Below are 26,419 nucleotides of genomic sequence, written 5' to 3'. Positions count from 1 at the left end.
TGAAGGGGAAATGAGGTGATCTGATGCGTTCCATCATCCTTGCCCTTCTGTTGGTTTGGCTGCCGGGTCTGGGCTGGGCCGCCAACGTGGCGCTTGTGATCGGGAACTCAAGCTATCGCTCGGTCGAAACACTGCCGAACCCGGTCAATGACGCCAGCGCCGTCGCGGCGGCCCTGCGTGCGCACGGGTTTGACGTGACCCTCGCCAATGATCTGACCCGCGCTGACATGCTCAACATCCTACGCGACTTTCGCGATGCAGCGGACCGCGCTGATATCGCGATGGTCTACTACGCCGGTCATGGCATGGAGATCGGAGGCCGCAACTATCTTATCCCGGTCGATGCCCGGATCACCGATGAACGCGACGCGCGGCTCGAAATGATCGAGTTGCAGGATGTCATGTCTCAGATGTCCGGGGCAAAACGCATGAAGACTGTGGTTCTGGATGCCTGCCGCGACAACCCGTTTGTGGCAGGCATGAAGCGCGCCGACACCGGTCGCAATGTCGGGCGCGGCCTCGCGCTGGTTGAAAATGCGGGGGCTGATACGCTGATTGCCTATGCCGCTGCTGCGGGCGAGATTACCCCTGATGGTGCAGAAGGAGGCAATTCGCCTTTTACCAGTGCCTTTCTGAACGCGATGGAGGGACCTTCGGTTGATGTCCGCCTGCTGCTCGGGTCGGTCCGGGATGAGTTGCGCCGCTCGGTGCCCGGTGCGGCACCGTTTGTCTATTCCTCGCTTGGCGGTGGAGCCTATGTCATCAACCCCAAGCCCGAACAAGCTCCACCCCCACGGCCGATCGCAAAGCCCGATGCCAATGCCATGCTGTCTGACTATGCGACTGCCGAACTTGCGGATTCGGTCGCCATCTGGGACGCGTTTCTTGCCACATATGCCGCGCAATCGGATCACACGCTCTATATTCTGGCACGCCGCAATCGCGACCTTAAACGAGCGGATCGCACCCTTGCTGCTTTGCCACAGCCGCGCGCGTCGGTCGGCGATCCTGCGGAATCGCTTGCTGCCACGCCCCCCACGCCGAATGCCCCGGCCCCTCCGGTCCCCGAACTGAGTCGCGCGGATGCCATTCTGGAGATTCAACGCCTTCTGAAGGCACGCAACTGCTATGGCGGGCGGCTTGACGGACTCTATGGTCGGCAGACTGCGGCAGGGCTTGCGGCCCTCTCTCGCGAATCCGGCAGTAGGCTAAACATGAGCCGAACGTCCGCAACTGAACAGTTGATGGATCTGATCGACGCACTGGTTGTCATCGACGATGCGCGTTGTCCCGAGGTTGTCATTGTCCGAAAACCGACCGTCAAAAAACGGGCGACGCCTTCGGCCCACACAGCCGCTGCTCCCACTCCTGCCCCCAAGGCTGCTCCTCAAGAGACAGGAACCGATCATTCGATATTCAGTAATGCACCAAATTACTGCCCACAATTTGGCAGTTCCCCCGGTTGTCGTGACGGTGACCGGATCGATAACTGACCCTGGGCTGTTCCGATTCTTGACGCCACTAAACAGACCCAGCTCGCGCAAACGAGTGCTCCCCCTTGCTTGTTGCGCCAATCATGGCCACATGCCGGATGGAGTTGGCGCATGTCATCCGCCCGACAATGCAAGGATTTATCTCTGTGCCGCTGCGCCTCGCCAATCTTGCCCTGCTGATCCTTTATCCCGTGGCGTGGTTTGCGCCGCTTATGCGCGCCGGTCTGCTGCCGGTTTTCGGACTCAGCGAAATCTCGGTCGTCACCGGGCTGCAAAGTTTGTGGGACAGCGATGTGGCACTGGCATTGCTGGTGACATTCCTTGCGATCTTTGCGCCCTATCTCAAGACCATCGGGCTGGCCTTGATCCATTTCGGAATGATGCGGCGCAAGGTTCTGCCGGTTCTGGAGATTCTGGGCAAGCTCGCGATGGCAGACGTATTCCTGATCGCGCTCTACGTCGTTCTGGTCAAAGGGATTGGCCTCGCCACGGTGGAGACCGCCTGGGGTCTTTATCTCTTTACCGGCTGTGTTCTGGCCTCGATCGCGATTAGCCATTTGACCGCCAAACGCTAAGAGGTCATGAACGCGTCATGGCAAAAACCAAATCCTTCACCTGTTCGGCCTGCGGTGCGTCGTTCTCCAAATGGTCGGGCCGTTGCGAAGCCTGCGGCGACTGGAACACTATTGCCGAAGAGAAACCGCTTTCTGCCGGTCCTGCGTCCAAGTCGCTGGGTGCAAAACGCGGCACCGCAATCACCCTGACGGACCTTTCAACCGAGGAAACGCCTCCTCCGCGCACCCTGTCGGGCGTGGCCGAGCTTGACCGGGTTCTGGGTGGTGGATTGGTACCGGCCTCTGCAATACTCGTTGGCGGCGACCCCGGTATCGGCAAATCCACGTTGCTACTGCAGGCGGCCGCGAGGTTCGCAAGAAACGGGCTGAAAACCATCTATGTCAGCGGCGAAGAGGCCAGCGCACAGGTGCGGATGCGCGCACAGCGGCTTGGGCTGGCAGATGCGCCGGTCAAGCTCGCCGCCGAAACCAATCTGCGCGATATTCTGACGACGCTCGAAACCGAACGCCCGCAGCTTGCGATCATCGACTCGATCCAGACCATGTGGGCCGACTCTGTCGACAGCGCCCCCGGCTCGGTCAGCCAGGTGCGTGCCGCCGCGCACGAGTTGACCACCTTTGCCAAGCGACGCGGGCTGTCGGTGGTGCTGGTTGGACATGTCACCAAGGAAGGCCAGATCGCAGGGCCGCGTGTGGTCGAGCATATGGTCGACACCGTGCTCTATTTCGAAGGCGAGCGCGGCCACCAATTCCGCATCCTGCGCGCGGTCAAGAACCGCTTTGGCCCCGCCGACGAGATCGGCGTATTTGAAATGACAGGTCGTGGTTTGGCCGAGGTTACCAACCCCTCCGCCCTGTTTCTCAGCGAGCGCGGCAAACCCACACCCGGCTCTGCGGTCTTTGCCGGAATTGAGGGCACGCGCCCGGTGCTGGTCGAACTGCAGGCGTTGGTCGCCCCGTCACCACATTCGCAACCCCGCCGCACGGTTGTCGGCTGGGATGGTGGCCGGCTGGCGATGATCCTCGCCGTGCTCGAAGCGCGCTGTGGCATCCCGTTTGCAGGGCTTGATGTCTATCTGAACGTCGCGGGCGGCATGAAAATCTCGGAACCTGCCGCCGATCTGGCGGTTGCCGCTGCGTTGCTTTCTGCCCGCGAAGACGCCGCCCTGCCTGCAGATACCGTTGTTTTTGGCGAAATCAGCCTTTCTGGCGCCTTGCGCCCGGCCCCTCAGACAGAAAACAGGTTGAAAGAGGCGCAAAAACTTGGTTTTACCGCCGCCATCGCCCCGGCAGGTGGCAAATCCGGCACAGTTGCCGGCCTTGCAGTGACGCGAGCGACCGATTTGACAGGATTTGTTGGCGAAGTATTTGGGGCCGGGTAAGGTCTCGCAGCCAGAGCAGACAGCAACAGGACGGGCAGAGACGAATGGACGGTTTCACCATCATCGACGGGCTTGTCGCCCTGATCATCGTTGTCTCGGCGCTATTGGCCTATTCGCGCGGCTTTGTGCGCGAGGCGATGGCCATCGCGGGCTGGATTGCTGCCGCCATCCTTGGCTTTCTCTTTGCGCCCAAGGTTCAACCGCTGGTCAAGGAAATCCCGGTTCTCGGAGAATTTGTCGCCGACAGCTGCGAACTTAGCATGATTGCTGCATTTGCTGCGGTGTTTGCGGTTGCCCTGATCATCGTGTCTTTCTTTACGCCCTTGTTTTCTTCGCTCGTTCAGCGTTCGGCGCTTGGCGGCGTCGATCAGGGGCTGGGCTTCTTTTTCGGTGTGGCGCGGGGCATTCTGCTGATCGCCATCGCGTTCTTTGTCTATGAGACCGTGATCACCGGCCAGACCTTTACCATGGTCGATGAAAGCCGGTCTGCACAGGTGTTCGCCAAGCTGACGGGCACCATAGAAGAAAAGAACCCGGAACAGGCGCTTGGCTGGGTCACTCAGCAATACGAGAACCTCGTCAGCTCCTGCAGCCAGTAAGCCTCGACCACGTTGTTTCGGGTAATGCCGTCTGGAGTAATGATTCGGGCGCTTATGTCCCCAAATCCGACTCAATTCACCCGGTTGTGTCGGATAAGCGCCAATCAGACAACGGATCAAGAGAGCAACCAGCGCATGTTCTCGCCCATTCTCTAAAATGAATTTGTGCGCCCCTCGCGATGACACCCAGCAATTCCGGCCCTGCGCACACGCTGTAAGCACGGCATTTGTTACTGGGCACCGCCTAAGTTGCAACGACCCCATGCGCGTTATGCCGCAGTGCAGAGATGCAACGGTTTCATGACAGCATGGGTGACATGTGCAGCCCGACACACTATGTGAGAGACAGATACCGCAAACGGATTCGGAGCTGCCAGCTTTGTCGATGAATTCCATGCCGCCGTCGCATCCCTTTGATGATGACAAACTACGTGAAGAATGCGGAGTCTTCGGAGTCGTAGGCGTTCAAGACGCCTCGACCTTCGTGGCTCTCGGGCTTCACGCGCTCCAGCATCGCGGCCAGGAAGCAGGCGGCATCGTCTCGCATGATCCGCTGCTCGGGTTCAACCAGGCCCGCCGCTTTGGCTATGTGCGCGATAGTTTCACCAGCCAGAAGATCATGGAAACCCTGCCCGGCCCGATTTCCATCGGACACGTCCGCTATTCGACATCGGGCAGCAAGGGACAGACCGCGCTCCGCGACGTGCAGCCGTTCTTCGGTGAGTTCTCGATGGGCGGCGCTGCGATTGCTCACAACGGCAATATCACCAACGCCAATGCACTGCGCCGCGAGTTGATCGAACGCGGTTCGATCTTTCAAAGCTCGTCCGACAGCGAATGTATCATCCATCTGATGGCCCGCTCGCTGCAACGCAACATCCCTGAGCGGATGGAAGACGCCCTGCGTCGTGTCGAAGGTGCGTTTTCGGTTGTCGCCATGACACAGACCAAGCTGATTGGTGTACGCGACCCGCTGGGTGTGCGGCCATTGGTGCTGGGCAAGATCGGCGATGGTTGGGCACTGAGTTCAGAGACCTGTGCGCTGGATATCATCGGTGCAGAGTATGTGCGCGAGATCGAGCCCGGCGAGATGGTCGTAATCGATGACGACGGTGTCGAGAGCCGGTTTCCGTTCCGTCCTCGCAAATCCCGCTTCTGCATTTTTGAACATGTGTATTTCAGCCGCCCCGACAGCATTCTGGGCGGGCGAAGCGTCTATGAGACCCGTGAAAACATCGGCCGCGAACTGGCCAAGGAAAGCCCGGTCGATGCCGATCTGGTCTGTCCGGTGCCCGACAGCGGCACGCCAGCTGCCATCGGCTTTTCACTGGAAAGCGGCATTCCCTATGCGATGGGCATTATCCGTAACCAGTACATGGGCCGAACCTTTATCGAACCGACCGAACAGATCCGCAACATGGGCGTGCGGCTTAAGCTGAACGTGAACCGGGCGTTGATCCGGAACAAGCGGGTTATCCTGGTGGATGATTCCGTCGTGCGCGGAACCACCAGCCGTAAGATCAAGGAAATGATCCTCGACGCCGGCGCCAAGGAGGTGCATTTTCGCATCGCGTCGCCGCCGACTGCCTGGCCCTGTTTCTATGGTGTCGACACGCCACAGCGCGAAAAACTACTGGCCGCGACGATGACCGAAGAAGAAATGTGCACGCATCTTGCCGTGGACAGCCTGAAGTTCATTTCTCTGGACGGTCTTTACCGGGCGGTTGGTCAGGCAAACGGTCGAGACAGCGAGAACCCGCAATATTGCGATGCCTGCTTCTCGGGCGAATACCCGGTCGAACCTGCGGACATGCTTGAACAGGGCTTTCAGCTTAAACCTGCCGCCGAATAGCTGCCCTGCGCGTTGATGGGCAGTTCTCTGCCGATCGCGCAGGCATCGTGACGCGCACCCTCTTTCTCTCATCCCACACCCATGATAGCCGCTTTCCTCTGAATTGCTGCAGCGCAGCATAAATGACCATCACGGTCTTAGAGGCAAATCATGGCAAGCAGTACCAAGGCGGAAAAAACGCCTGACAATGTGGCCAACATGGCCACAACAGATCACGCGCTCGCGCGTGGCAAAACCGACCTGATTGGTCTGTTCGGACCACAAAACCAGATGTCGGCCCTGATCCGAACGCCGAGAGGATCAATCAAGCGCGTCGAGATTGGTGAGACCCTCAGCATCGGACGCATCGTGGCGATCGATGATAAAGGCATCATGGTCTCAAAGAACGGTCACAACCGGCGTCTGACACTGCCTGCGAGTTGATCCGGGCTTGACCACCGCGTTTTCACGGTTCAAAGCGCGCGCATGACACAGATTGCATTGATTACCGGCGCGTCGCGCGGACTTGGCGCGGCACTCGCACAGGCCCTTGCGCCAACACATCACATTGTTGCCGTGGCACGGACATCCGGCGCGCTTGAGGAACTGGACGATCACATCCAGGCCTCGGGCGGCAGCGCCACGCTTGCGCCGATGGATATCACCGAGGCGGCGGCGATGCAGACCCTCTGTCGCGGCATCTATGACCGCTGGGGCAAACTGGACCTCTGGCTGCACACCGCCATCCACGCCGCGCCACTCACGCCCGCCACGTTCGTCGATGCGAAGGACTGGGAAAAATCCGTCGCGGTGAACGCCACCGCCACATCATTACTGATCCCCTATGTCGCTCCGCTTTTGGGAACCGAGGGACGCGCAGTGTTCTTTGACGATCCGCGCGCCGGAGAAAAATTCTTTGGCGCGTATGGTGCAACCAAGGCCGCGCAGATGTCGCTTGCACGAAGCTGGGCGGCTGAAACGGTAAAGACCGGCCCCAAAGTAGATATCCTGTCGCCCAGACCAATGCCCACCGCCGTCCGGGCGCGCTTTTTTCCCGGCGAGGATCGCGATGCGCTGACCCCACCCGCAACAGAGGCCGCGCGGCTGCTGGCAGAGCTGTGAGCGCAGCGATCTTGCCGCAGACGAGGTTAATCGCAACACAGCAAGGCACGCTTGCTTGCCGCATGTGGATGCTGCGTCTATCAAGAGCGTAAAGGGGCAGGCAAATATGCGTATTCTGATCACGAACGATGACGGCATCAATGCGCCGGGTCTGGAGATTCTCTCGGCGATCGCGGCGAAGCTCGCCGGGCCCGAAGGTGAAGTCTGGACAGTCGCCCCGGCCTTTGAACAATCCGGCGTGGCGCATTGCATCAGCTATACCCATCCGATGATGATCGCCCAGATGGGCGAACGCAGCTTTGCCGCTGAAGGCAGCCCGGCGGATTGCGTGATGGCCGGTCTGCACGAGGTAATGAAGGATGCGCCACCCGATCTGGTGCTGTCCGGAGTGAACCGGGGCAACAACTCGGCAGAAAACGCGCTCTATTCCGGAACACTCGGCGGCGCGATGGAAGCGGCGCTGCAGGGATTGCCGGCGATTGCGATGTCGCAATATTACGGCCCACGCAACGTTAGCATCGATAATCCGTTCGAAGCCGCCGCCGTTCACGGGGCCGATGTGGTTCGCAAGATCCTGGCGACAAACCCAGATAACGGCGACGACTACCGGCTGTTCTTCAACGTGAACTTTCCACCGGTGCCCGCAAGCGAAGTGCTTGGAACCCGCGTCACCGCTCAGGGCTATCGCCGCGGCACACATTTCGGCGTCGAACCGCATAATTCACCATCGGGGCGACGTTTTCTTTGGATCAAGGGCGGAAACCAGCAGATCCGCACGGAACCGGGAACCGACGCCCACGCAAATCTGGATGGCTATATCTCGGTCACGCCCATGCGCGCGGACCTGACGGCGCACGATGCATTGTCGGCGATGAAAGCCATCGAATGACCGGCCCGGAACCCGAAACCAAAATGCAGTTCCTGTTTGCCCTCCGCTCGCGCGGCGTGACCGACAAGCGCGTGTTGCAAGCGATGGAAGAGATTGATCGCGGCGTGTTCGTGCGCGGTATTTTTTCCAATCGGTCATATGAAGACATGCCGCTGCCAATCGCCTGCGGCCAGACGATCAGCCAGCCTTCGGTAGTTGGCCTGATGACGCAGGCCCTGCAACTCAGCCCGCGCGACAAGGTGCTCGAGGTCGGCACTGGGTCAGGCTATCAGGCCGCGATCCTCTCTCGGCTCGTGCGCCGGGTCTATACGGTGGACCGACACGCCCGTCTGGTCCGCGAGGCCAACGAGGCGTTCTCGACACTCAATCTGACCAATATCACCGCGATGACGGCGGACGGATCGTTTGGCTTGCCCGAACAGGCCCCGTTTGACCGCATTATCGTCACCGCCGCCGCCGAAGACCCGCCCGGCCCGCTCTTGGCGCAGCTTAAGATCGACGGTATCATGGTGGTGCCGGTTGGCCAGTCGGATGCGGTTCAAACCCTGATCCGGGTTCACCGCACCGAGGCCGGTTATGACTATGAAGAAATCAGACCCGTCCGGTTCGTGCCCCTGCTCGAAGGCTTGGGCAAGGACGGCTAGACAGGACGAATACAACGACCCGCACGCCTAAACCCCCGCGATCAGACAGGGGGAGTATTTTGAGGACAACGAGATGGTAAATCCTTTTGGACTGACTTCAGCCCGGTTTTTCGGCGCGGTGGCCACCGCTGCGTTGTTGGCAGGGTGTAACGAACCACTAGACTATGATCTGCGCGGCCAGATCGGCGGCTTCAGCACGACCAATGCCGCAAAGAACATCACCGCCGTCCGGCCCAAGCCGGACTCACGCGGGATCATTTCCTATCCAAACTACCAAGTCGCAGTCGCGCGGCGCGGCGATACGGTCACCGACGTTGCGACACGGGTCGGCCTGCCCGCCGCTGAACTCGCCAAATACAACGGGATCGACGCAACCGTGCCTTTGCGCGAAGGTGAAATCATCGCCCTGCCCCGGCGCGTTGCAGAACCCGCCGGCACCGTGGATATCGCCACGCTTGCCGGCGATGCGATCGACGCGGCTCCGGATACCTCACAGGTTCAGACCAGCACCCTGCCCCCGGCCAGCAAGCCCATCATAACACCTGCACCAAAGGCCGAACCCCTGCAGCACAAGGTGGTGCGCGGAGAAACCGCCTATACCATCTCGCGTCTTTACAACGTGTCGGTCAAATCGCTTGGCGAATGGAACGGACTCGGCTCTGATTTTGCCATCCGTGAAGGGCAATATCTGCTCATTCCAGTCGCCGGTGCCAGCGCACCCGCCAAGAGCGCCGCCGCGGCCACAACCGTCACCGAACCCGGGAGCGGATCACCGACGCCTACGCCCCCCAGTGCCACCGCACCGCTCCCTGACGAGAAAGTCGCCGCCAAAACACCGGAACCGCCAAAGACCGATGTCGGCCAGCCGACAAGAACCAGCAGCGCCGCAATGGCGTTTCCGCTGCAGGGCAAGATTATCCGCACCTATTCCAAAGGGCGCAATGACGGGATCGACATTTCAGGCAGCCCCGGCACCGCAGTTACCGCCGCCGCAAACGGAACGGTGGCCGCAATCACCCAGGATGCGGATCAGGTGCCAATCGTCGTCGTGCGCCACCCTGACAACCTGCTTACGGTCTATGCCAATGTCGACAAGATCGCTGTCAAGAAGGGCGACACCATTAAGCGCGGGCAAAAACTGGCCCAGCTGCGCAGCGGAGATAACTCCTATGTGCATTTCGAAGTGCGCAACGGTTTTGAGAGCGTCGACCCGATGCCCTATCTGGAATAGCTGTACGATCCGCCCAAACAGCGCTTGACCTTGGGCTGACCAGCATCACTATGGGTGTTGTTAGCACAGAGGAAAATACATGATAAAGTATTCTATTGCTCTCGCCCTCACAGTCATAACGCTCCCGATCGCCTCTGCGGCACAGGATTGCCGATGGGCAGGCGGCTCTTACCGTGGTCAAGAAATGCCCTTTGAAACGCAGATCGAGGTCAATCCAGACTGCACCGAAATGACCATGAAATCTTCGGGGAGTGACGGAATCCAACCAACGGATGTCGCGCAGACCTTTCCGCTGACCGATGGCAGACATGGCTGGGTTGCGGATGTAAACGGCGTCAACGCGACATTCGCCAAGGACGGCGATTTTGTGACCTTCTTCGGCGAAGGCATTGACGTCCGCCTGCAAATGCGCCCGATGTAAGAGCCCGACTAACGTGGCTCCCCGTCTTAGGGAATGACAAACCGCGCCCTTGCAGCCAGTTGCAGTCGCGCCCAAGGCAGTCGGGCGATGTTCGATAATCGCCTTCTTGCACGGATCGCCGCTCCTCCGGTCATCCGTGCGTCATTGAAAGGAAATCACATGAAGAAAACTCTGTTCGCCCTTGCACTCATCGCTCTCCCCGTTTCCGCCATGGCTCAGGACTGCCATTGGTCCGGCGGGACCTACAGTGGCGAGGAAGGCAGCTTCCAAGCGCGCTTCTCAGTCAATGAAGCCTGTACCGAGATGAATTTTGAATCCTCGGGCAATACCGGCATTCAGGCTCAGGATGTCCCTCAGACCTTTGCCTTGACCGACGAAGAAGATGGTTGGGTCGCGGATATCAATGGGGTGACAGCCACGCTTGGGCAGCGCGGGAATTTCGTCAACTTCATGGGCGAAGGTGTCAACCTTCGCTTGCAGGTACGCGCCGAAGAATAGGTTCACGCTGACGTCTTAGCTCAGCCTGACCCCGTTGCGTCCGGCCAGATCGGTAAAGAACTGCCACGCCACCCGGCCTGACCGCGCACCGCGTGTGGCCTGCCATTCAATCGCCTCTGCCCGCAGGGTCTCCGGGGCGATCTTGATGTCGTACTCTGTACAGTAGCGATCGATCATCGACAGGTATTCGTCCTGCGTGCAGGGATGGAACCCCAGCCACAATCCGAACCGATCACTGAGCGACACTTTTTCTTCGACCGCCTCGGATGGGTTTATGGCGTTTGACCGTTCGTTCTCGATCATGTCGCGTGGCATCAGGTGGCGGCGATTGCTGGTGGCATAGAACGCAACATTCTCTGGCCGCCCCTCGATGCCACCATCCAGCACCGCCTTGAGGCTCTTGTAGTGTTGATCGTCGTGGGAAAAAGACAGGTCGTCACAGAACAGCAGGAACCGATAAGGCGCCCCGCGCAGGTGGTTCAGTAACCGCCCCACGCTTGGCAGGTCTTCGCGCTGTAGTTCCACCAGTTTCAAGTCTGGATGATCCGCAAGAACCTCCGCATGTATCGCTTTTACGAGGCTTGATTTCCCCATCCCACGCGCGCCCCACAACAGGGCGTTGTTGGCAGCATACCCACCCGCAAAGCGGCGGGTATTGTCCAGCAACGTATCGCGGGAGCGATCGATGCCCACCAACAGATCCAACCCCACACGATTTACACGCGGCACCGGCTCTAGGCGGTCCGGTTCTACCTGCCAGACAAAGGCAGTGGCACCATCGAATTCGGGCGCGGGCATGGGGGCCGGCGACATCCGTTCCAGCGCCGCCGCAATCCGGTCCATCGGGTCATCAATCACTTGTCGTCTTCCTCATCAAACTCCGCCATTTCAGCGTCAGCCAGATCTTCGTCGTCATAATAACCCTCAGCGCGCAACTTTTCTTCGCGCTTGGTCTCTACCCGTCGCACAAGAAAGATCGACACTTCGTAGAGGCCATAGACCACCACGAACAGAATGACCTGCGTAATCACGTCCGGCGGCGTCACCAGCGCGGCCAGCACCAGTATGCCGACCACGGCATATTTGCGCACATTGCCCAGCCCTTCGGCACTGACCAACCCGGCCTTGCCCATCAGGGTGAGCAGAACCGGCAACTGGAAACACAGGCCAAAGGCGACGATGAACTTGATCGTCAGGTTCAGATATTCCTGCGCACTACCCTGAAACACGACGCTCAGCGGTGCGGTTTCTTCGACCACTGCTTCGCCCTCTGCCCCGAATTGCTGGAAGCCAAGGAAAAAGTCATAGGCCAGCGGGGTGACCACGTAAAACGCAAAGGACGCGCCCAGAATGAACATAAAGGGCGAGGCGATCAGAAACGGCAGGAACGCGCCTTTTTCCGTCTTGTAGAGACCCGGCGCAACGAACCGCCACATCTGCAAGCCGATATAGGGGAACGCCAGCAGGAAGCCCCCGAGCAGCGACACCTTGATTGCGACAAAGAACCCTTCTTGCGGGCTGATAAAGATCAGATCGCAATCCTGCCCCCGATCAGCCAGCACCTGACACAGTGGCGCGGTCAGAAAGTTAAAGATCGGCGTCGCCACGGTGAAACAGATCACCATGCCGATGACAAACGCCACGACCGAATGGATCAGGCGATTGCGCAGCTCCGCCAGATGCTCGATCAGCGGCGCGCTGCTGTCGTCAATCTCGTCTGTCTGGCTCATGTCTTGCTTTCTGGTACGTCCGTCAACGCGGCCTCGGCCGCATCGGCCCGCGCCTGCGCTTCGACCGCTTCCCGCTTCAAACGATCTGCAGCGGCGCGCGCGGTTGCGGCCTGAATTTTCTTGGCCTTTTCAGCGCGTTCTTCGGCGAGCTTGCCGGTTTCGCTGTCAGGATCGTATTTCTTGGGGTCGAGCTTGGTCGGATTGATGCTGTCGGTCAGGTCGCGGGTCGCGTCCTTGACCCCGTCCATGACGCTCGACATTGGGTTGGTTGCGGCCTTCATACCTTTGGCCACGTCGTGAATGCCGGATTCGTCGGCGGCATCATGCATTGCGCTGGAAAATTCGCGCGCCATGCCCTTGGCCTTGCCCACAAAGCGCCCGACATTGCGGAACAGCACGGGCAAATCCTTGGGGCCAACCACGATCAGCGCCACGATACCAATGACCAGCAGCTCGGTCCAACCCAGATCGAACATCGGGTGTTACACCTTGTCCTTGTCGGTTTCCGGGGTCACGTCCTTGGCCATTTCCGAAGGGTCTTCTTCTTCCAGTTCCTTCTGGCCATCATTGATACCCTTCTTGAACGATGTGATGCCTTTGCCCACTTCGCCCATCAGCGAACTGATCTTGCCACGGCCAAACAGCACCAGGACCACAATCGCGATCAGCAAAATGCCGGGAAGGCCAATATTGTTCAACATGTCCGTCTCCTCAGATTCGCGCAGACCTCGATTCCGGGCCGCACTGCAGATTTCAGCCGTTTTCTACGCATCCCGCCGTCAACGCGAAAGCGACTTTGCGTTAGATTTGTTGCACGCCAGCAATTTCCTCTGCGGGGAATCCCTCACCTGAACCATTCCTGACATGTTTTTGTCAGTTTTGATGGACAGCGCATGATCCTCGTGGCAGCAAGCGGAATGACCCGCACTGACCGACTTGTCACCTTGATCAACCTACTACGCGACGGGGCGCTGCACCGGGCGCAGGATCTCGCGACCCGTCTGGATGTGTCGGTGCGAACGATCTATCGCGATATGGATCGTCTGTTCGCGTCCGGCGTACCTGTGCAGGGAACGCCCGGAACCGGATACCGGATGGCCGACACAATCGCCCTGCCCCCGTTGCACCTCGCGCCTGCGGAACTCGACGCCCTGCACCTTGGGATCGCCATCGTATCAGAGGCCGCGGACCCGGACCTGCAAGCAGCCGCGCAGGCGCTTGCACACAAGATTGACCAAGCGTTGCCGACGGAAACTATTGCAGAGGCCGACGCATGGAAGACCGCACTGTCCCCAATGGCGGATGCTGCACGTGGGCTGTCGCATATGACCAGCCTGCGCAGCGCCATTGCCGGACGCCAAAAGCTGCGTCTGTCCTATCGCGAACCCAATAGCGACCTCAGTCATCGAACCATCCGCCCCATAAGGCTAGAAAGCTGGGGCCGGGTCTGGCTGCTGACTGCCTGGTGCGAAACCTGCGGCGATTTTCGCGACTTTCGCCTTGATCTGATTGAGGCTGCAATGCCGCTGCCCGAACTGTTCACCGACGAACCCGGCAAGCGGCTGGTGGATCGGCCAGCTTAGGTTTTGCTATCGCAGGCAGAGGCAGGCGCCTTAAGCGGGGAAAACAAAGCAGCGATTGCGCCGGATTGTCAGCCACATGACCTTACCGGTTGCAGGCAAGAACACATTGGGGACCGTTACCTTGATCATCGACCCATCATGCGACATGCGGAATTCGACAAGGCTTTCGTGCCCCATGAACCGCGCCCGTTCGACCACGCCGCGCGCCGCAACGCCATCGGTCGGCGTCGGCAATGGACCGGACCCGGCCCTGTCAAAATCAATACGCACGTGTTGGGGGCGGAATACGATATCGACATCGGTGCCGTCGGGAATCCCCGGAGCAAGGAACTGGCCAAATGGTGTCTGCGCCAGCGCCCCGTTCACCTGTGCGCGCAGCACATTGGCATCGCTAAAGAACAACACCGAGGCACGATCAACCGGACGAGTATAGACGTTATAGGGGGCGCCCTGCTGCACAATCCGACCGTCGCGCATCAGCGCAATCTCGTCAGCCATGCGCATGGCCTCTTCGGGCTCGTGTGTGACCAGAAGAACGGCAGTGTCCTCTTCCTTGAGCAAGGTCAGCGTCTCGTCGCGGATCCCGTCGCGCAGCCGGTTGTCGAGGCCCGAAAACGGTTCATCCATCAACATGATCCGGGGCCGAGGGGCCAGCGCCCGCGCCAACGCAACCCGTTGCTGTTCGCCACCTGACAACTGATGCGGATAGCCGTCGATAAACTGCAACAGGTCTACCCGGCGCAGCAGTTCTTCAACCCGCGAGCGTTTTTCATCCCGGCTGCCGCTCAGACCATAGGCGACATTACCCGCGACGCTCAGATGCGGAAACAGGGCAAAATCCTGAAACATCAGGCCAATTTCACGCCGCTCGGGCGGGACGCGAAACACCGTGTCACAGATCAGTTTGCCGTCGACCCAGATCTCGCCGCTGTCCTGCATCTCGACCCCGGCGACCATCCGCAAAGTCGTGGATTTGCCGCAACCGGATGGGCCGAGCAGGCATGTTACCTGCCCCGGCTCAATCGACAGCGACACGTCATCAACCACCGTGCGCCCGTGGAATTTCCGCGTCAGATTGCGGATTTCCAACCGGGGCGCGGACCGCATTGGTGCAGGTTGCGCTGTGATGACGTGCTCCACCGGTATCCTCGCGGCCTTTCCGATCAAAACCATCGGGTTTCAGCGCAGATAGCAACCCCAATCGCGCTGTGCAACCTAGTGCGGGCCAAAGATCGACCACCCGGTGCGCTGCGCCATTTGTTCCAGCGCACGCGAGGCCAGGTGCGAATTGCCCACCGCATTCAACCCGGGTGACCAGCAACCGATCGAGGCCTGCCCCGGCACCACTGCCATGATCCCGCCGCCGACCCCGCTTTTGCCCGGCAGACCAACCCGAAAAGCGAATTCGCCCGACCCGTCGTAATGCCCACAGGTTAGCATCAGCGTGTTGATCTGCCGCGCCATGCGCGCAGAGATCGCCCGCGGCCCTCCGGGAGACAGCCGGCCGTCAAAGGCAAGGAACCGCCCCGCCGCCGCGAGTTGCTCGGTGGTCATCGCAATCGCGCAGTGGTGAAAATACACACCCAGCGTCATTTCCGGCGGGCTGGTGACTGTTCCAAAGCTGCGCATGAAGTTGGCCAGCGCCACGTTCCGATATCCAGTGGCCAGTTCAGATCGCGCCACGTCCGGATCGATGGCAATATCCTCATCGCTTGCGAGGAACCGCACAAATTCCAATATCTCGCCCAGGGCCTCCTTGGGGGCAAAACCACCAAGAATACTGTCAGTAACGGCAATCGCACCGGCGTTGATGAAAGGATTGCGCGGCAGGCCTTTTTCATACTCCAACTGCACGATGGAATTGAATGGATCGCCCGACGGTTCACGCCCGACCCTTGACCACAGGCGTTCGCCCAATCGCCCAAGACCAACCGCCAGCGTGAAGACCTTGGATACGCTCTGGATCGAAAACCGCGTTTGGGCATCGCCAGCTGATATCAACTCGCCATCGCGGGTGATGATGCTCAGCGCGAATTGGTTCGGATCGATGCGCGCCAACGGCGGGATGTAATCCGCGACCTTGCCACGCTCGGTTTCGGCCGCCATCTCTTCGGCAATGTCAGAGACAATGCCGCGCAGCCGCTCGTTGGTCAGTTTCTGCTTTGCCATGCCGCTTTCTATTCCACCGTCAGTTCAAACATCGCCTCGGCCAACACACGGCCATTGATCTGAAGCTCAACCCGATGTTGCCCCGGATAAAGCCTGAACGTGGTGGCGTCACCCTTAAGCCTGTGTGTTTTCCGCAAATCAACCACCTTGCCCGCAGGCAATTCAACCTGCTTAAGCTTGAACACCTTGGGCGTCAGATCGCCATTCGCCTTACGCCGCCAGAACACATAGTCAATCAAGGCCCTTGCGCCCGTCGCCGATTGCAACGCGACAGACAGAGGCAGCACATCGCCGATTGCCACCTGCTCCGGCACATCAAAGCGCAACACCTCGATGTCGGCATCGGCACTGTACCCCAGCATCGACAACGCCCGCGCATTGCCGACCTTGACCAGCCCGCGCATGGCGTGACGCGTCATCCAATCCAGTTCAGCCCGGCTCTGTGATCCCTGTGCGCCCCACTGGTCGAGGCGGTCCATGACCAGTTCGGGGTGCTTCTTGCTGATGTCGTTTAGATGATTGGCCACAGATCGGGTGACATAACGTGTGCTGTCCCCCTGTAAGGCATCCAGCAAAGGCAGCGGTGCGGCGATGTCCAGATCAACCGATTGCCCCCAAGGCAAACGCGGGCGGCTGCCCTCGCTCACCAACCGGCGCACGTGATAGCTGGGATGCGTCGTCCAGTGCTGCATCCGCGCGAGCACCAGATCCGGCCACCGGTTCAGAAACGGCCGGATCGCCCATTCCATCGAAAACCGTTGGGTGATCTCTTCGATCAGATCCAGTGACGGTTCCGGCGTCTCAAGCCCCCGCATGACAACCAGTTCACCCAGCGGAGCAAAGATGAAATCGCCGAAATCATCGTCTGTCAGATTTGGATCCAGCGGTGACGGCAAGGCCGCACGCAGCACTGGCCCGAAGTCCGCCACCGGGCCAGTCAACTGCGCGCCTAGACAGTCCGCAATCCAGTTGATCCGCTGCTTCAACTCCAGATCAAGCAGCTGTTCCATGACTTGCCGTTCAAACACCTCGGCATCAAACGCCGCGTCTGCGTCGGCGAAAAGGCCCGCCAGATAGCGGACCTTTTCAATGTTGAACAACTGATCCTTCAGCGAGAATCCTTGTGCCATGTTACATGGTCAGATTGGTCGCGCCGCCATCGAGCAGAATGTTCTGTCCCACGATGAAACCGGCATGTTGGCTGCACAGGAACGCACAGGCCGCGCCGAATTCCTGCCGCGTGCCATAGCGCCCGGCAGGGATCGTCGCCGCCCGCTGCGCCTGTGCCTCGTCAAGCGACACGCCCTGCGCCTTGGCGACACCACCATCCAGCGACGCGGCACGGTCGGTCGCGTGAATACCGGGCAGCAGGTTGTTGATGTTTACACCGCTTCCGGCCACCTGCCGCGCCGTTCCGGCGACATAGCCGGTCAACCCGGTCCGGGCGGAATTAGACAGCCCCAGCACTGCAATTGGCGCGCGCACCGACTGGCTGGTGATGTTGACCACCCGGCCCCAGCCCCGGTCGATCATCTCCGGCATCAGCGCCTTCATCAACGCAATCGGGGCCAGCATATTGGCATCCAGCGCCTTGATGAAATCATCCCGATCCCAGTCAGACCACATACCCGGAGGCGGCCCCCCCGCGTTGTTGACAAGAATGTCGGCGCCTGCAGCCGCTTCGATCACCTTGGCCTGCCCCTCGGCGGTCGCGACATCGGCGGCCACGGTGACAACCTCAACCCCGTGGGCATCGCGGATGGCTTGCGCAGAGGCTTCCAGCGCCTCGGACCCGCGTGCATTCATCACGAGGTTGACTCCGGCCTCGGCCAACGCTTCGGCACAGCCCAGCCCCAGCCCCTTGCTGCTCGCGCAAACCAGCGCCCGCTTGCCGGCGATTCCCAAATCCATCTCTGATCTCCCGATTGGTTTCTGCCTCTCGCATAGCATCGGAGCTATCAGCGATGCCAGCGAATGCCGCAAGCACCCAACGGCGGCCTTCGATTTTCTTGCGCTTGCCGTGTTCCTTACCTATACGCGCCTCATGTTGGACACCGCATCAAATCGCCCCGAATTGCCGCCGGAAATCGCGCGTCGCCGCACCTTTGCGATCATCTCGCATCCTGATGCGGGCAAGACGACGCTGACCGAGAAATTCCTGCTCTATGGTGGCGCGATCCAGATGGCCGGTCAGGTCCGGGCAAAGGGCGAAGCGCGGCGGACACGGTCGGACTTCATGCAGATGGAAAAGGATCGCGGCATTTCGGTCTCGGCTTCTGCCATGTCGTTTGACTACAACAGCTTCCGGTTCAATCTGGTCGACACTCCCGGCCACTCGGATTTCTCCGAAGACACCTATCGCACGCTCACGGCGGTGGATGCGGCAGTGATGGTGATTGATGGCGCCAAAGGTGTCGAAAGCCAGACTCAGAAGCTCTTCGAAGTTTGCCGCCTGCGCGATCTGCCGATCCTGACCTTCTGTAACAAGATGGATCGCGAAAGCCGGGATGTTTTTGAAATTATCGACGAGATTCAGGAAAACCTTGCCATCGACGTGACGCCGGCCAGCTGGCCCATTGGGCAAGGGCGCGACTTTGTCGGCTGTTACGATATCCTGCGCGACCGGCTGGAACTGATGGACCGGGCCGACCGAAACAAAGTCGCAGAGAGCATTGAGATCAAGGGCCTTGATGACCCCGCGCTCGCCGAACATGTTCCGGCGCAGCTTCTGGAGCAACTGCGCGAAGAGGTCGAGATGGCGCGCGAATTGCTGCCCAAGCTTGATCCGCAGGCGGTTCTGGAAGGTCACATGACCCCGATCTGGTTCGGCTCGGCGATCAACTCTTTCGGGGTCAAGGAACTGATGGACGGCATCGGCACCTATGGCCCTGAACCGCAGATTCAATCTGCTTTGCCCCGCCAGATTTCGCCCGAAGAAACCAAGGTTTCAGGCTTTGTCTTTAAGGTGCAGGCCAACATGGACCCAAAGCACCGCGACCGCGTCGCCTTTGTACGCATGGCGTCCGGGCATTTCAAACGCGGCATGAAACTGACCCACGTGCGGTCGAAGAAACCGATGGCAATCACCAACCCGGTGCTGTTTCTCGCCTCTGACCGCGAACTCGCAGAAGAGGCCTGGGCTGGCGATATCATCGGCATACCCAACCATGGCCAGCTGCGCATCGGCGATACGCTGACCGAAGGCGAAGCGCTGCGCGTGTCGGGTATCCCGTCGTTTGCGCCTGAGTTGCTGCAAGGGGTGCGCGCGGGTGATCCGATGAAGGCCAAGCATCTGGAAAAGGCCTTGATGCAGTTCGCCGAGGAAGGGGCCGCGAAGGTCTTCAAACCCGCCATCGGTTCCGGCTTCGTCGTTGGCGTTGTCGGTGCCCTGCAATTTGAGGTTCTGGCCAGCCGGATCGAGCTTGAATACGGGCTGCCCGTGCGGTTTGACGCGTCTCAGTTCACCTCGGCCCGTTGGGTGAGCGGTGACAGGCAAGCCGTTGATAAGTTTGTGAATGCCAACAAGCAGCACATCGCGCACGACCATGATGGCGACATCGTCTATCTGACGCGCCTGCAATGGGACATCGACCGGATCGAACGGGATTATCCCGACGTGCGGCTGACGGCGACCAAGGAAATGATGGTCTGACCCGTTAGGGATTTTCTCTGCGCCACGCCCGGTGTAAGCACAGATATGGATCAACGCGACCCGACCTATGACGGTGGCCTTGCGGCCATGCTTGAGCGGTACAATGCCCGCCGCAAGCCCTATAATCCTGTCGCCGTCGCCCTGCCGCCGCTGGATGCCGACCTTGACGCGCTTGCGGCGCAGATCGTCACCGAGGTCGATCTGAACGTTCAGGTACCCACGCGATGGGCGCGCAAAAAGGCACGGATCGCAAAGGAGTTCTCGGGTAAGTCGCAGCTGGCGCTGCTAAATGCGCTGCTCATCTCGAACCTGCGGAAATACAGCGCCCCGGATCATGCCCCCGCGCTGTTTCACAGGCTCTGGCGTGAACAGCATGAACATCTGATCGAACAACTGGATCTGCGTTGGAAGGTCTCCTCTGTGATGACCTTTGCCGATCACGGCGGATCGGACGTGCAACGGCAGGTCGGACAGGCGCTGCGAATGCTGTTCTCGATGATGAAACTGTATGAATTCGAGCGGCTTTTCAGCGGGGTTGCCCCCAATCAGCCCTATCCGGTCAAACAACGTCTGCACACCGCGCTGCCGCTGGAGATGGAAGATTTTTCGATCCGCAAGGGCGGCCTCGATGTCAATATCTTCGCCCCGGTCTGGGAACTGGCCCTGACCGACCCGGTGATCGGGCCATTGGCTGACCATTTGATGCAGGAACTGAACCGCGATCCGGCCAACATCTTTCGACGCCTTAAACTCATGCGCCAGCAATTTCAGGACAAGACCTGATGCACTGGGGACTTGTCGCGACAATCAAGGCAACGACCACCGAAACCCTGAACTTTGTCGCCCATCATCTCGAGTTGGGCGCGCATCGAATATACGTCTATCTGGACGAACCGGACCCGTCGACATTTGCCTTGCTCAAATCCCACCCAAAGGTGCGGGTAACCAAGTGCGACGACATCTATTGGTCGAAACATCCAAGACGCCCGAAAAAACATCAGGTCCGACAGTCGACCAATGCCACACATGCCTATAGGCGGGCGGAGGTGGATTGGCTTGCCCATATCGACGTTGATGAATTTCTGTCCTCGGATGCCCCGATCATCGATCAGTTGGCTGCTTTGCCTGCCACCACCCATTGTGCCCGGCTCTACCCCGCCGAAGCGCTCGCGGGGGACGGGACCGCGTTCAAGCGCACCAACAGGTTTCGCCAAGACCGCGCCGCAACCGCTGAACGCTTGTACACGACCTACGGTCGCTATCTCGATGGCGGGTTCCTCAGCCATGTGGAAGGCAAACTATTCATCAGAACAGGGCTTTCGGATGTGACCTTGCGCATCCACAACGTGTTTCAGGGCGAGACCCAAAACCCCGGCGAGGTACCGCTTGAGCAGACGGTCCTTTGCCACTGTCACGCGCAGAGCTGGAACGCGTTCATCGCCGCCTATCGTTTCCGGCTTGAGCGCGGCTCATACCGCGCCGATCTCGCACCGATGCGCCCCGCGCTGGAAGGTGGACTAACGCTCAACGAGCTTCTCCGGTCGATCGAAGACGAACACGGTGAGACGGGTCTGCGATTCTTCTACGACGAACTCGTGGCGGACACGCCCGAGCATCGCCAACGTCTTGCGAACGAAGGGCTGCTGCATGTTCGCGACCTGAATTTGGCAGTGTCGCGCCGGAAACAGTTTCCAAATTTCGGATGACATTCCACCGATCTGGAAACAATCAGCAAAATGCACGCGAATTTGACCGCCGAGTTTGACCGCTGCGCCGCTTTTTGTTAATGCACGCGGACGAGCCAGTATGCGCACAAGCGCAGGACCGCTGTGGTCCGGCTCTGACATGACGGCGGGCCGAAACAGTGTCCGCAACACACGGACACAAATGACAAAATTTTCTGAACTGAACCTGAATCCCAAGGTGCTCAAAGCCATTGACGAGGCTGGGTACGAATCTCCCACCCCGATTCAGGAAGGCGCGATTCCCCCCGCCCTCGAAGGCAAAGACGTTCTCGGCATCGCCCAGACCGGCACCGGCAAGACCGCCAGCTTTACTTTGCCGATGATCACCATGCTTGCACGTGGCCGCGCCCGCGCGCGCATGCCGCGCAGCCTTGTGCTGTGCCCGACGCGGGAACTGGCCGCGCAGGTGGCCGAGAATTTTGACACATACGCCAAGCACGTGAAACTGACCAAGGCGCTTCTGATCGGTGGTGTCAGCTTTGGCGAGCAGGACAAGTTGATCGACAAAGGTGTCGACGTTCTGATCGCAACACCGGGGCGGCTATTGGACCATTTCGAACGTGGCAAGCTGCTGCTGACAGGCGTTCAGATCATGGTGGTCGACGAGGCTGACCGGATGCTCGACATGGGCTTTATCCCGGACATCGAACGCATCTTTTCGCTGACACCCTTTACGCGGCAGACCCTTTTCTTTTCGGCGACCATGGCGCCTGAAATCGAACGGATCACCAACACGTTCCTGTCGGCCCCGACACGGATTGAAGTCGCGCGTCAGGCAACGACCGGTGAAAACATCAAACAATCCGTTGTGATGTTCAAAGGCAGTCGCAAGGACCGCGAATCCAGCGAGAAACGCAAGGTTCTGCGCGGTTTGATCGACGCCGAAGGCGAAAAATGCACCAACGCGATCATCTTTTGCAACCGCAAGACAGATGTTGATATCGTCGCCAAATCGCTCAAGAAATACGGCTATGACGCGGCCCCGATCCACGGCGATCTGGACCAGAGCCAGCGCACGCGCACCTTGGACGGATTCCGCGATGGTTCGCTGCGCTTTCTGGTGGCGTCAGACGTTGCAGCCCGTGGGCTGGACGTGCCATCGGTCAGCCATGTGTTCAACTTTGACGTTCCCGGCCACGCCGAGGACTATGTTCACCGGATCGGGCGCACAGGTCGCGCCGGTCGTGACGGAACCGCGATGATGATCTGTGTGCCGCGCGACGAGAAGAATCTAGGCGATATCGAGCGGTTGGTGCAACGGGAGATCCCGCGCCTTGAGAACCCGCTGAAATCCGAACCGCCAAAGGCCACGCCGGAACCGGAAAAAGAAGAGACGGTTGCAAAACCCGAAAAGCGCAGCCGCGCCCCCAAGAAACCGGCCCCTGTACCCGCTGAGTCAGCCGCTGAAGAAAAGCCGCAAAACGAGTATAAATCTCCGTCTCGCGGCCGGGCATCCAACCGCGAGTCCGGTGGCAACAAGGTTGTTGGTATGGGCGATCACATGCCCAGCTTTATCGCGCTGAGCTTTGAAGAGCGCCGGGCCGGATAACCCGCCCGGTCGCTGACCTAATCGACGATCAGGCCGGAGCGGATTACCGCATCCGGCTGATAACCACCGTCACTTCGGGCTTCTTGCCAATCTCTGTCTGCGCGGTCTGACGCGCAGCACGCCGCAAGGCTTCTTCCAGCTTGTCATCGTCGCGGAGGGTCTTGTTACCTGAGCGCCCGAGGAGTTGGCTCAAATCTTCTTCCAGAACTTCGACAAGCAAGGCATTTGAACGCCCGGTTTCCGCCAGCCCGGTGGTATCGCACCACGGCTCGCCCAGCGGTTCGTCCTGTTCATCGAGAATGACCGTGACGGTGATATGCCCGTTCAGCGCCATGCGGATACGGTCGCGCACGACCCCGTCCATCGCCCCGATCTTGACCGAGCCATCCAGATAGGTGCGTCCGGTCTCGATATATTCCGCGACACTTGGCGCATTGCCGGACAGGTCCATCATCATCCCGTTGACAACAACGGCGCCCTGATACCCCCGTGCGATCGCCAGCTTTGCATGCTCGCGCAGATGGCGGTGTTCGCCATGCATCGGAATCACCATTTGCGGGCGTACAATGTCGTGAAGCCGTTCGATATCGGGCCGGTTTGCGTGACCCGAAACGTGATACTTGCCGTTGTTGTCGTCAACAACATCCACACCCATTTCGCTGAACTGGTTCATCACCCGGATCACGCCACGTTCGTTGCCGGGGATCGTCTTGGAGGAAAACAGGAACATATCGCCCTCTTTCATCTGGATCCCGCGATACTTGCCACGCGCCAGTTGCGCGCTGGCCGCGCGGCGTTCGCCCTGGCTGCCGGTGACCAACAACATGAGATTCTCGCGCGGCACTTCAAGCGCAGCTTCTACGCTGATCGTTGTGGGAAACCCGTGAAGAACGCCGGTCTCTTTCGCGGCCTCAACCATCCGCTCCATGGCGCGGCCCAACAAGACGATAGAGCGCCCTGCGCGATGCCCTGCCTCGGCAAGGGTTTTAACTCGCGCCACGTTGCTGGCGAAGGTAGTAGCAACAACCATGCCCTTGGCACCAACAACCAGCTCTTCGATCGCTGGGCCAAGACCAAGTTCCGAACGGCCTGGATCAGGCGAGAACACATTTGTGGAATCGCACACCAAGGCACGCACGCCGCCTTTGCAAACCTCGGCCCAGAGATCGGGATCAAAGGCTTCGCCCACAACGGGTGTCGGGTCGAGTTTGAAGTCGCCACTATGGATCACCCGCCCGTCCGGCGAGTCGATGACCAGCGCACCGCTTTCCGGAATCGAATGCGAGATCGGCAGGAACCCAACCTTGAACGGCCCTGCGGTCACCTGTTCGGGCCATGCGGATACCGTCTGAACCGCGTCATCAGGATGACCAAGATCCGCCATCTTGCGACGGGCGATATTCGCGGTAAAGGCACGGGCATAGACCGGCGCGCCAAGATCGTCATAAAAATGTGCAACAGCCCCCACATGATCTTCATGTGCGTGGGTGACAAAGATCGCATCAAGCCTGTCGGCCCGTTCTTTCAGCCATGTGATATCAGGCAGGATCAGATCGACACCGGGTGATCCATCCATGTCAGGAAAGGTGACACCCAGATCGACAAGGATAAAACGCTCCTTGTCCGGCGCGCCATATCCGTAAAGATAGGCGTTCATGCCAATTTCGCCTGCTCCGCCGAGTGGCAGATAAACCAGTCTTTTGCTTGCCATAAGCTTAACCGTAGTCCTTGTTATATTGGTGGATGACGGTCAGACCGTGCATCGTCAGATCATCTTCCATTACGTCAAAAAGGTCCGCGCTCTGTTGAAACAGAGGGGCCAGTCCACCGGTTGCAATCACCCGCATCTCGCGGTCGCGCTCGGCCTTGACGCGGGTACATATTTCGCGAACCAATCCGACATATCCCCAGAAGATGCCCGATTGGATACAGCCGACAGTATTGGTTCCGATCACCTTTTGCGGATTGCTGATATCCACGTGGGGCAAGGCAGCAGCGGCCATATGCAACGCCTCGAGGCTCAGATTCACGCCGGGCGCGATCACGCCACCAATATAGGCTCCGTCTTTGGCCACAACATCAAAAGTGGTCGCAGTGCCGAAATCGACGACAATCAGATCACCACCATGCCGATCAAAGGCGCCAGCAGCGTTGACCAGGCGGTCAGGCCCGACCTGCGTGCCAAAATCCACCCGTGGTTCGTTTGGCAGCAGGCAGTCGGCCTTGCCCACCACAATCGGTCGGCAGCCAAAGAATCGGTCCGCAAAGACCCGAAGGTTGTAGACCACGCGCGGAACGGTGGACGAAATGATGACTTCGCCAATGTCCGCCTCGATCCCATAGTGTTTCACCAGGGTCGAATACCATGTGAAATAGGCATCCGCAGTGCGGGCATGATGGGTCGATGTGCGCAGCGTACACAGGAATTTTTCGCCGTCCCAAATCGAGAAGACGGTATTCGTGTTGCCGCAATCTATGGCCAGAAGCATACGCGTCTCCCTCAGAAATAGACGTCAGCCGCCGGTATCATGACGCGGCCTTTGCTGGTGTTTAGGACAAGGTTGCCCTGTGCGTCCACCGTCTGAAATGTACCGGTGGTTTCACTGTTCGCCGTGCGCGCGGTGATCACCTCGCCCAATCGTGCCGCACGGCTCAGCCAAGCGGTCCGGATCGGTTCAAAGCCATACGTCGCAAAAGTCGTTTCATGGCGCGCATAGGCAGCGGCGAGAAAGGTCAGGAAGGTTTCGGCATCCACCTCAGCCCCCGTCGCTGAAAAAAGCGAGACCGGAGGGACCGCCCCAGTTTCGACCACCTCTGAAGACGGGGCATCAGACAGGTTCACACCGATCCCGATCGCCAGATAGGCCATCCGCGTGCCTTGCCCCGAGCTCTCCAGCAAGATGCCCGCCAGCTTTCCACCATTCAGTAGAACGTCATTGGGCCATTTCAGCGCGAACCCTTCGTTCCGGCCGCAGACCGCGACACACGCATCAAACAGGGCCAAGGATGCCACAAAGGACCGAAGCGCCGCCACACCTGGTGCTTCCTGCGGAAACAAGACCAGCGTTGCTGCCAGATTGCCTTTGGGGTTGGCCCAGGCCCGTCCCCGTCGCCCTCGCGCCGCAGTCTGACGGTGCGCCATGATCCATTCCGGACCAGACAGGTCAGGCGCAATCCGAGCAGCCTCGTTCAGAGTGGAGTCCACCTCGTCCAGCACGCGCCTGCCATAGCCGTCTGGCCACTGGGTCATGGGCGCATCATTTCAGGGACGTCCGCATCACACATAGTCGGGTGAGTTCAAACAGG

The 26,419-nt window shown here is 59.6% G+C and carries 28 protein-coding genes; 17 read left to right on the top strand and 11 right to left on the bottom strand.

From position 1 onward, the window contains the following. Positions 1-23 precede the first annotated feature (23 nt). The 12 genes from ABJO75_RS09405 to ABJO75_RS09350 all read left to right on the top strand — a co-directional run bounded on the left by ABJO75_RS09405 (position 24) and on the right by ABJO75_RS09350 (position 10,685). A complete protein-coding gene (locus ABJO75_RS09405; RefSeq protein WP_348135562.1) occupies positions 24-1,493 on the top strand; it encodes a caspase family protein in 1,470 nt (489 codons plus the stop codon). A 128-nt stretch (positions 1,494-1,621) separates the two neighbouring features. Beyond that, on the top strand, positions 1,622-2,068 hold the full coding sequence (locus tag ABJO75_RS09400; RefSeq protein ID WP_348135600.1) for a paraquat-inducible protein A: 447 nt from the start codon (positions 1,622-1,624) through the stop codon (positions 2,066-2,068). A 17-nt stretch (positions 2,069-2,085) separates the two neighbouring features. Next, on the top strand, positions 2,086-3,450 hold the full coding sequence (radA, locus tag ABJO75_RS09395) for a DNA repair protein RadA (RefSeq protein ID WP_348135561.1): 1,365 nt from the start codon (positions 2,086-2,088) through the stop codon (positions 3,448-3,450). A gap of 44 nt (positions 3,451-3,494) precedes the next feature. Next, a complete protein-coding gene (locus tag ABJO75_RS09390) occupies positions 3,495-4,049 on the top strand; it encodes a CvpA family protein (protein ID WP_348135559.1) in 555 nt (184 codons plus the stop codon). Between the two features lie 394 nt (positions 4,050-4,443). Then, positions 4,444-5,901: an amidophosphoribosyltransferase gene (gene purF, locus ABJO75_RS09385; protein ID WP_348135599.1), complete on the top strand. Its 1,458-nt coding sequence runs from the start codon at positions 4,444-4,446 to the stop codon at positions 5,899-5,901. 150 nt (positions 5,902-6,051) lie between these two features. Continuing rightward, positions 6,052-6,324, top strand: a complete 273-nt coding sequence (locus tag ABJO75_RS09380) for a hypothetical protein (RefSeq protein ID WP_348135556.1) — start codon at positions 6,052-6,054, stop codon at positions 6,322-6,324. A gap of 42 nt (positions 6,325-6,366) precedes the next feature. Further along, positions 6,367-7,002 (top strand): SDR family NAD(P)-dependent oxidoreductase, encoded by a 636-nt coding sequence (locus ABJO75_RS09375; protein WP_348135554.1) that lies wholly within the window; start codon positions 6,367-6,369, stop codon positions 7,000-7,002. A 106-nt stretch (positions 7,003-7,108) separates the two neighbouring features. Beyond that, the gene (gene surE / locus ABJO75_RS09370; protein WP_348135552.1) at positions 7,109-7,891 is read left to right on the top strand and encodes a 5'/3'-nucleotidase SurE; all 783 of its coding nucleotides are present in this window, start codon (positions 7,109-7,111) and stop codon (positions 7,889-7,891) included. Beyond that, on the top strand, positions 7,888-8,535 hold the full coding sequence (locus ABJO75_RS09365) for a protein-L-isoaspartate(D-aspartate) O-methyltransferase (RefSeq protein ID WP_348135550.1): 648 nt from the start codon (positions 7,888-7,890) through the stop codon (positions 8,533-8,535). The genes surE and ABJO75_RS09365 overlap by 4 nt, the downstream gene beginning before the upstream one ends. A 73-nt stretch (positions 8,536-8,608) precedes the next feature. Then, positions 8,609-9,766 carry a peptidoglycan DD-metalloendopeptidase family protein gene (locus tag ABJO75_RS09360; RefSeq protein ID WP_348135548.1) on the top strand — a complete coding sequence of 386 codons (1,158 nt, stop codon included), beginning with the start codon at positions 8,609-8,611 and terminating at the stop codon, positions 9,764-9,766. A gap of 79 nt (positions 9,767-9,845) precedes the next feature. After that, positions 9,846-10,187: a hypothetical protein gene (locus ABJO75_RS09355; protein ID WP_348135546.1), complete on the top strand. Its 342-nt coding sequence runs from the start codon at positions 9,846-9,848 to the stop codon at positions 10,185-10,187. Positions 10,188-10,346: 159 nt separating this feature from the next. Continuing rightward, positions 10,347-10,685 (top strand): hypothetical protein, encoded by a 339-nt coding sequence (locus ABJO75_RS09350; protein ID WP_348135543.1) that lies wholly within the window; start codon positions 10,347-10,349, stop codon positions 10,683-10,685. 15 nt (positions 10,686-10,700) lie between these two features. Here the strand turns inward: ABJO75_RS09350 and ABJO75_RS09345 are convergent, their stop codons facing one another. The 4 genes from ABJO75_RS09345 to ABJO75_RS09330 are packed head-to-tail and all read right to left on the bottom strand — an operon-like array spanning position 10,701 to position 13,116. Continuing rightward, positions 10,701-11,543 carry an ATP-binding protein gene (locus ABJO75_RS09345; RefSeq protein ID WP_348135541.1) on the bottom strand — a complete coding sequence of 281 codons (843 nt, stop codon included), beginning with the start codon at positions 11,541-11,543 and terminating at the stop codon, positions 10,701-10,703. Then, positions 11,540-12,415, bottom strand: a complete 876-nt coding sequence (gene tatC / locus ABJO75_RS09340) for a twin-arginine translocase subunit TatC (RefSeq protein WP_348135539.1) — start codon at positions 12,413-12,415, stop codon at positions 11,540-11,542. Before tatC ends, ABJO75_RS09345 begins: the two co-directional genes overlap by 4 nt. Next, positions 12,412-12,891 carry a Sec-independent protein translocase protein TatB gene (gene tatB / locus ABJO75_RS09335; RefSeq protein ID WP_348135537.1) on the bottom strand — a complete coding sequence of 160 codons (480 nt, stop codon included), beginning with the start codon at positions 12,889-12,891 and terminating at the stop codon, positions 12,412-12,414. The genes tatC and tatB overlap by 4 nt, the downstream gene beginning before the upstream one ends. A 6-nt stretch (positions 12,892-12,897) precedes the next feature. Then, positions 12,898-13,116 (bottom strand): twin-arginine translocase TatA/TatE family subunit, encoded by a 219-nt coding sequence (locus ABJO75_RS09330; RefSeq protein ID WP_348135534.1) that lies wholly within the window; start codon positions 13,114-13,116, stop codon positions 12,898-12,900. A gap of 216 nt (positions 13,117-13,332) precedes the next feature. On the opposite strand from ABJO75_RS09330, the gene ABJO75_RS09325 reads away from it, so the two are divergent. Next, entirely contained in the window at positions 13,333-13,998 is a 666-nt protein-coding gene (locus ABJO75_RS09325) for a WYL domain-containing protein (protein ID WP_348135597.1), read from the top strand. A 30-nt stretch (positions 13,999-14,028) separates the two neighbouring features. On the opposite strand, the gene ABJO75_RS09320 is transcribed toward ABJO75_RS09325, so the two are convergent. The 4 genes from ABJO75_RS09320 to ABJO75_RS09305 form a co-directional block, all read right to left on the bottom strand. Then, the gene (locus ABJO75_RS09320) at positions 14,029-15,105 is read right to left on the bottom strand and encodes an ABC transporter ATP-binding protein (RefSeq protein ID WP_348135596.1); all 1,077 of its coding nucleotides are present in this window, start codon (positions 15,103-15,105) and stop codon (positions 14,029-14,031) included. Positions 15,106-15,213: 108 nt separating this feature from the next. Further along, entirely contained in the window at positions 15,214-16,167 is a 954-nt protein-coding gene (locus ABJO75_RS09315) for a glutaminase (protein WP_348135532.1), read from the bottom strand. Positions 16,168-16,175: 8 nt separating this feature from the next. After that, the gene (locus tag ABJO75_RS09310) at positions 16,176-17,297 is read right to left on the bottom strand and encodes a hypothetical protein (RefSeq protein ID WP_348135530.1); all 1,122 of its coding nucleotides are present in this window, start codon (positions 17,295-17,297) and stop codon (positions 16,176-16,178) included. A gap of 1 nt (position 17,298) precedes the next feature. Continuing rightward, entirely contained in the window at positions 17,299-18,078 is a 780-nt protein-coding gene (locus ABJO75_RS09305; RefSeq protein WP_348135528.1) for an SDR family oxidoreductase, read from the bottom strand. A gap of 133 nt (positions 18,079-18,211) precedes the next feature. Between ABJO75_RS09305 and ABJO75_RS09300 the strand changes: the two genes are divergently transcribed. The 4 genes from ABJO75_RS09300 to ABJO75_RS09285 all read left to right on the top strand — a co-directional run bounded on the left by ABJO75_RS09300 (position 18,212) and on the right by ABJO75_RS09285 (position 23,113). Beyond that, a complete protein-coding gene (locus ABJO75_RS09300) occupies positions 18,212-19,819 on the top strand; it encodes a peptide chain release factor 3 (RefSeq protein ID WP_348135594.1) in 1,608 nt (535 codons plus the stop codon). A 45-nt stretch (positions 19,820-19,864) separates the two neighbouring features. Next, positions 19,865-20,602, top strand: coding sequence for a hypothetical protein (locus ABJO75_RS09295; protein ID WP_348135526.1), 738 nt, complete (start codon positions 19,865-19,867; stop codon positions 20,600-20,602). Then, on the top strand, positions 20,602-21,525 hold the full coding sequence (locus ABJO75_RS09290) for a glycosyltransferase family 2 protein (protein ID WP_348135523.1): 924 nt from the start codon (positions 20,602-20,604) through the stop codon (positions 21,523-21,525). The genes ABJO75_RS09295 and ABJO75_RS09290 overlap by 1 nt, the downstream gene beginning before the upstream one ends. A 181-nt stretch (positions 21,526-21,706) precedes the next feature. After that, on the top strand, positions 21,707-23,113 hold the full coding sequence (locus ABJO75_RS09285; protein WP_348135520.1) for a DEAD/DEAH box helicase: 1,407 nt from the start codon (positions 21,707-21,709) through the stop codon (positions 23,111-23,113). A 43-nt stretch (positions 23,114-23,156) separates the two neighbouring features. On the opposite strand, the gene ABJO75_RS09280 is transcribed toward ABJO75_RS09285, so the two are convergent. From ABJO75_RS09280 to ABJO75_RS09270, 3 genes are read right to left on the bottom strand one after another with little or no spacing between them, the layout of a single operon-like run. Continuing rightward, entirely contained in the window at positions 23,157-24,824 is a 1,668-nt protein-coding gene (locus ABJO75_RS09280; RefSeq protein ID WP_348135518.1) for a ribonuclease J, read from the bottom strand. Positions 24,825-24,828: 4 nt separating this feature from the next. Further along, on the bottom strand, positions 24,829-25,602 hold the full coding sequence (locus tag ABJO75_RS09275) for a type III pantothenate kinase (RefSeq protein ID WP_348135516.1): 774 nt from the start codon (positions 25,600-25,602) through the stop codon (positions 24,829-24,831). 11 nt (positions 25,603-25,613) lie between these two features. Continuing rightward, positions 25,614-26,363: a biotin--[acetyl-CoA-carboxylase] ligase gene (locus ABJO75_RS09270; RefSeq protein ID WP_348135514.1), complete on the bottom strand. Its 750-nt coding sequence runs from the start codon at positions 26,361-26,363 to the stop codon at positions 25,614-25,616. Positions 26,364-26,419: the final 56 nt, after the last annotated feature.

Origin of the sequence: Sedimentitalea sp., from assembly GCF_039973035.1 — a bacterium.
Classification (GTDB): domain Bacteria; phylum Pseudomonadota; class Alphaproteobacteria; order Rhodobacterales; family Rhodobacteraceae; genus Sedimentitalea.
Note: the sequence above shows the minus strand (reverse complement) of the source record. Positions and strands in the feature narration are given on the sequence as shown.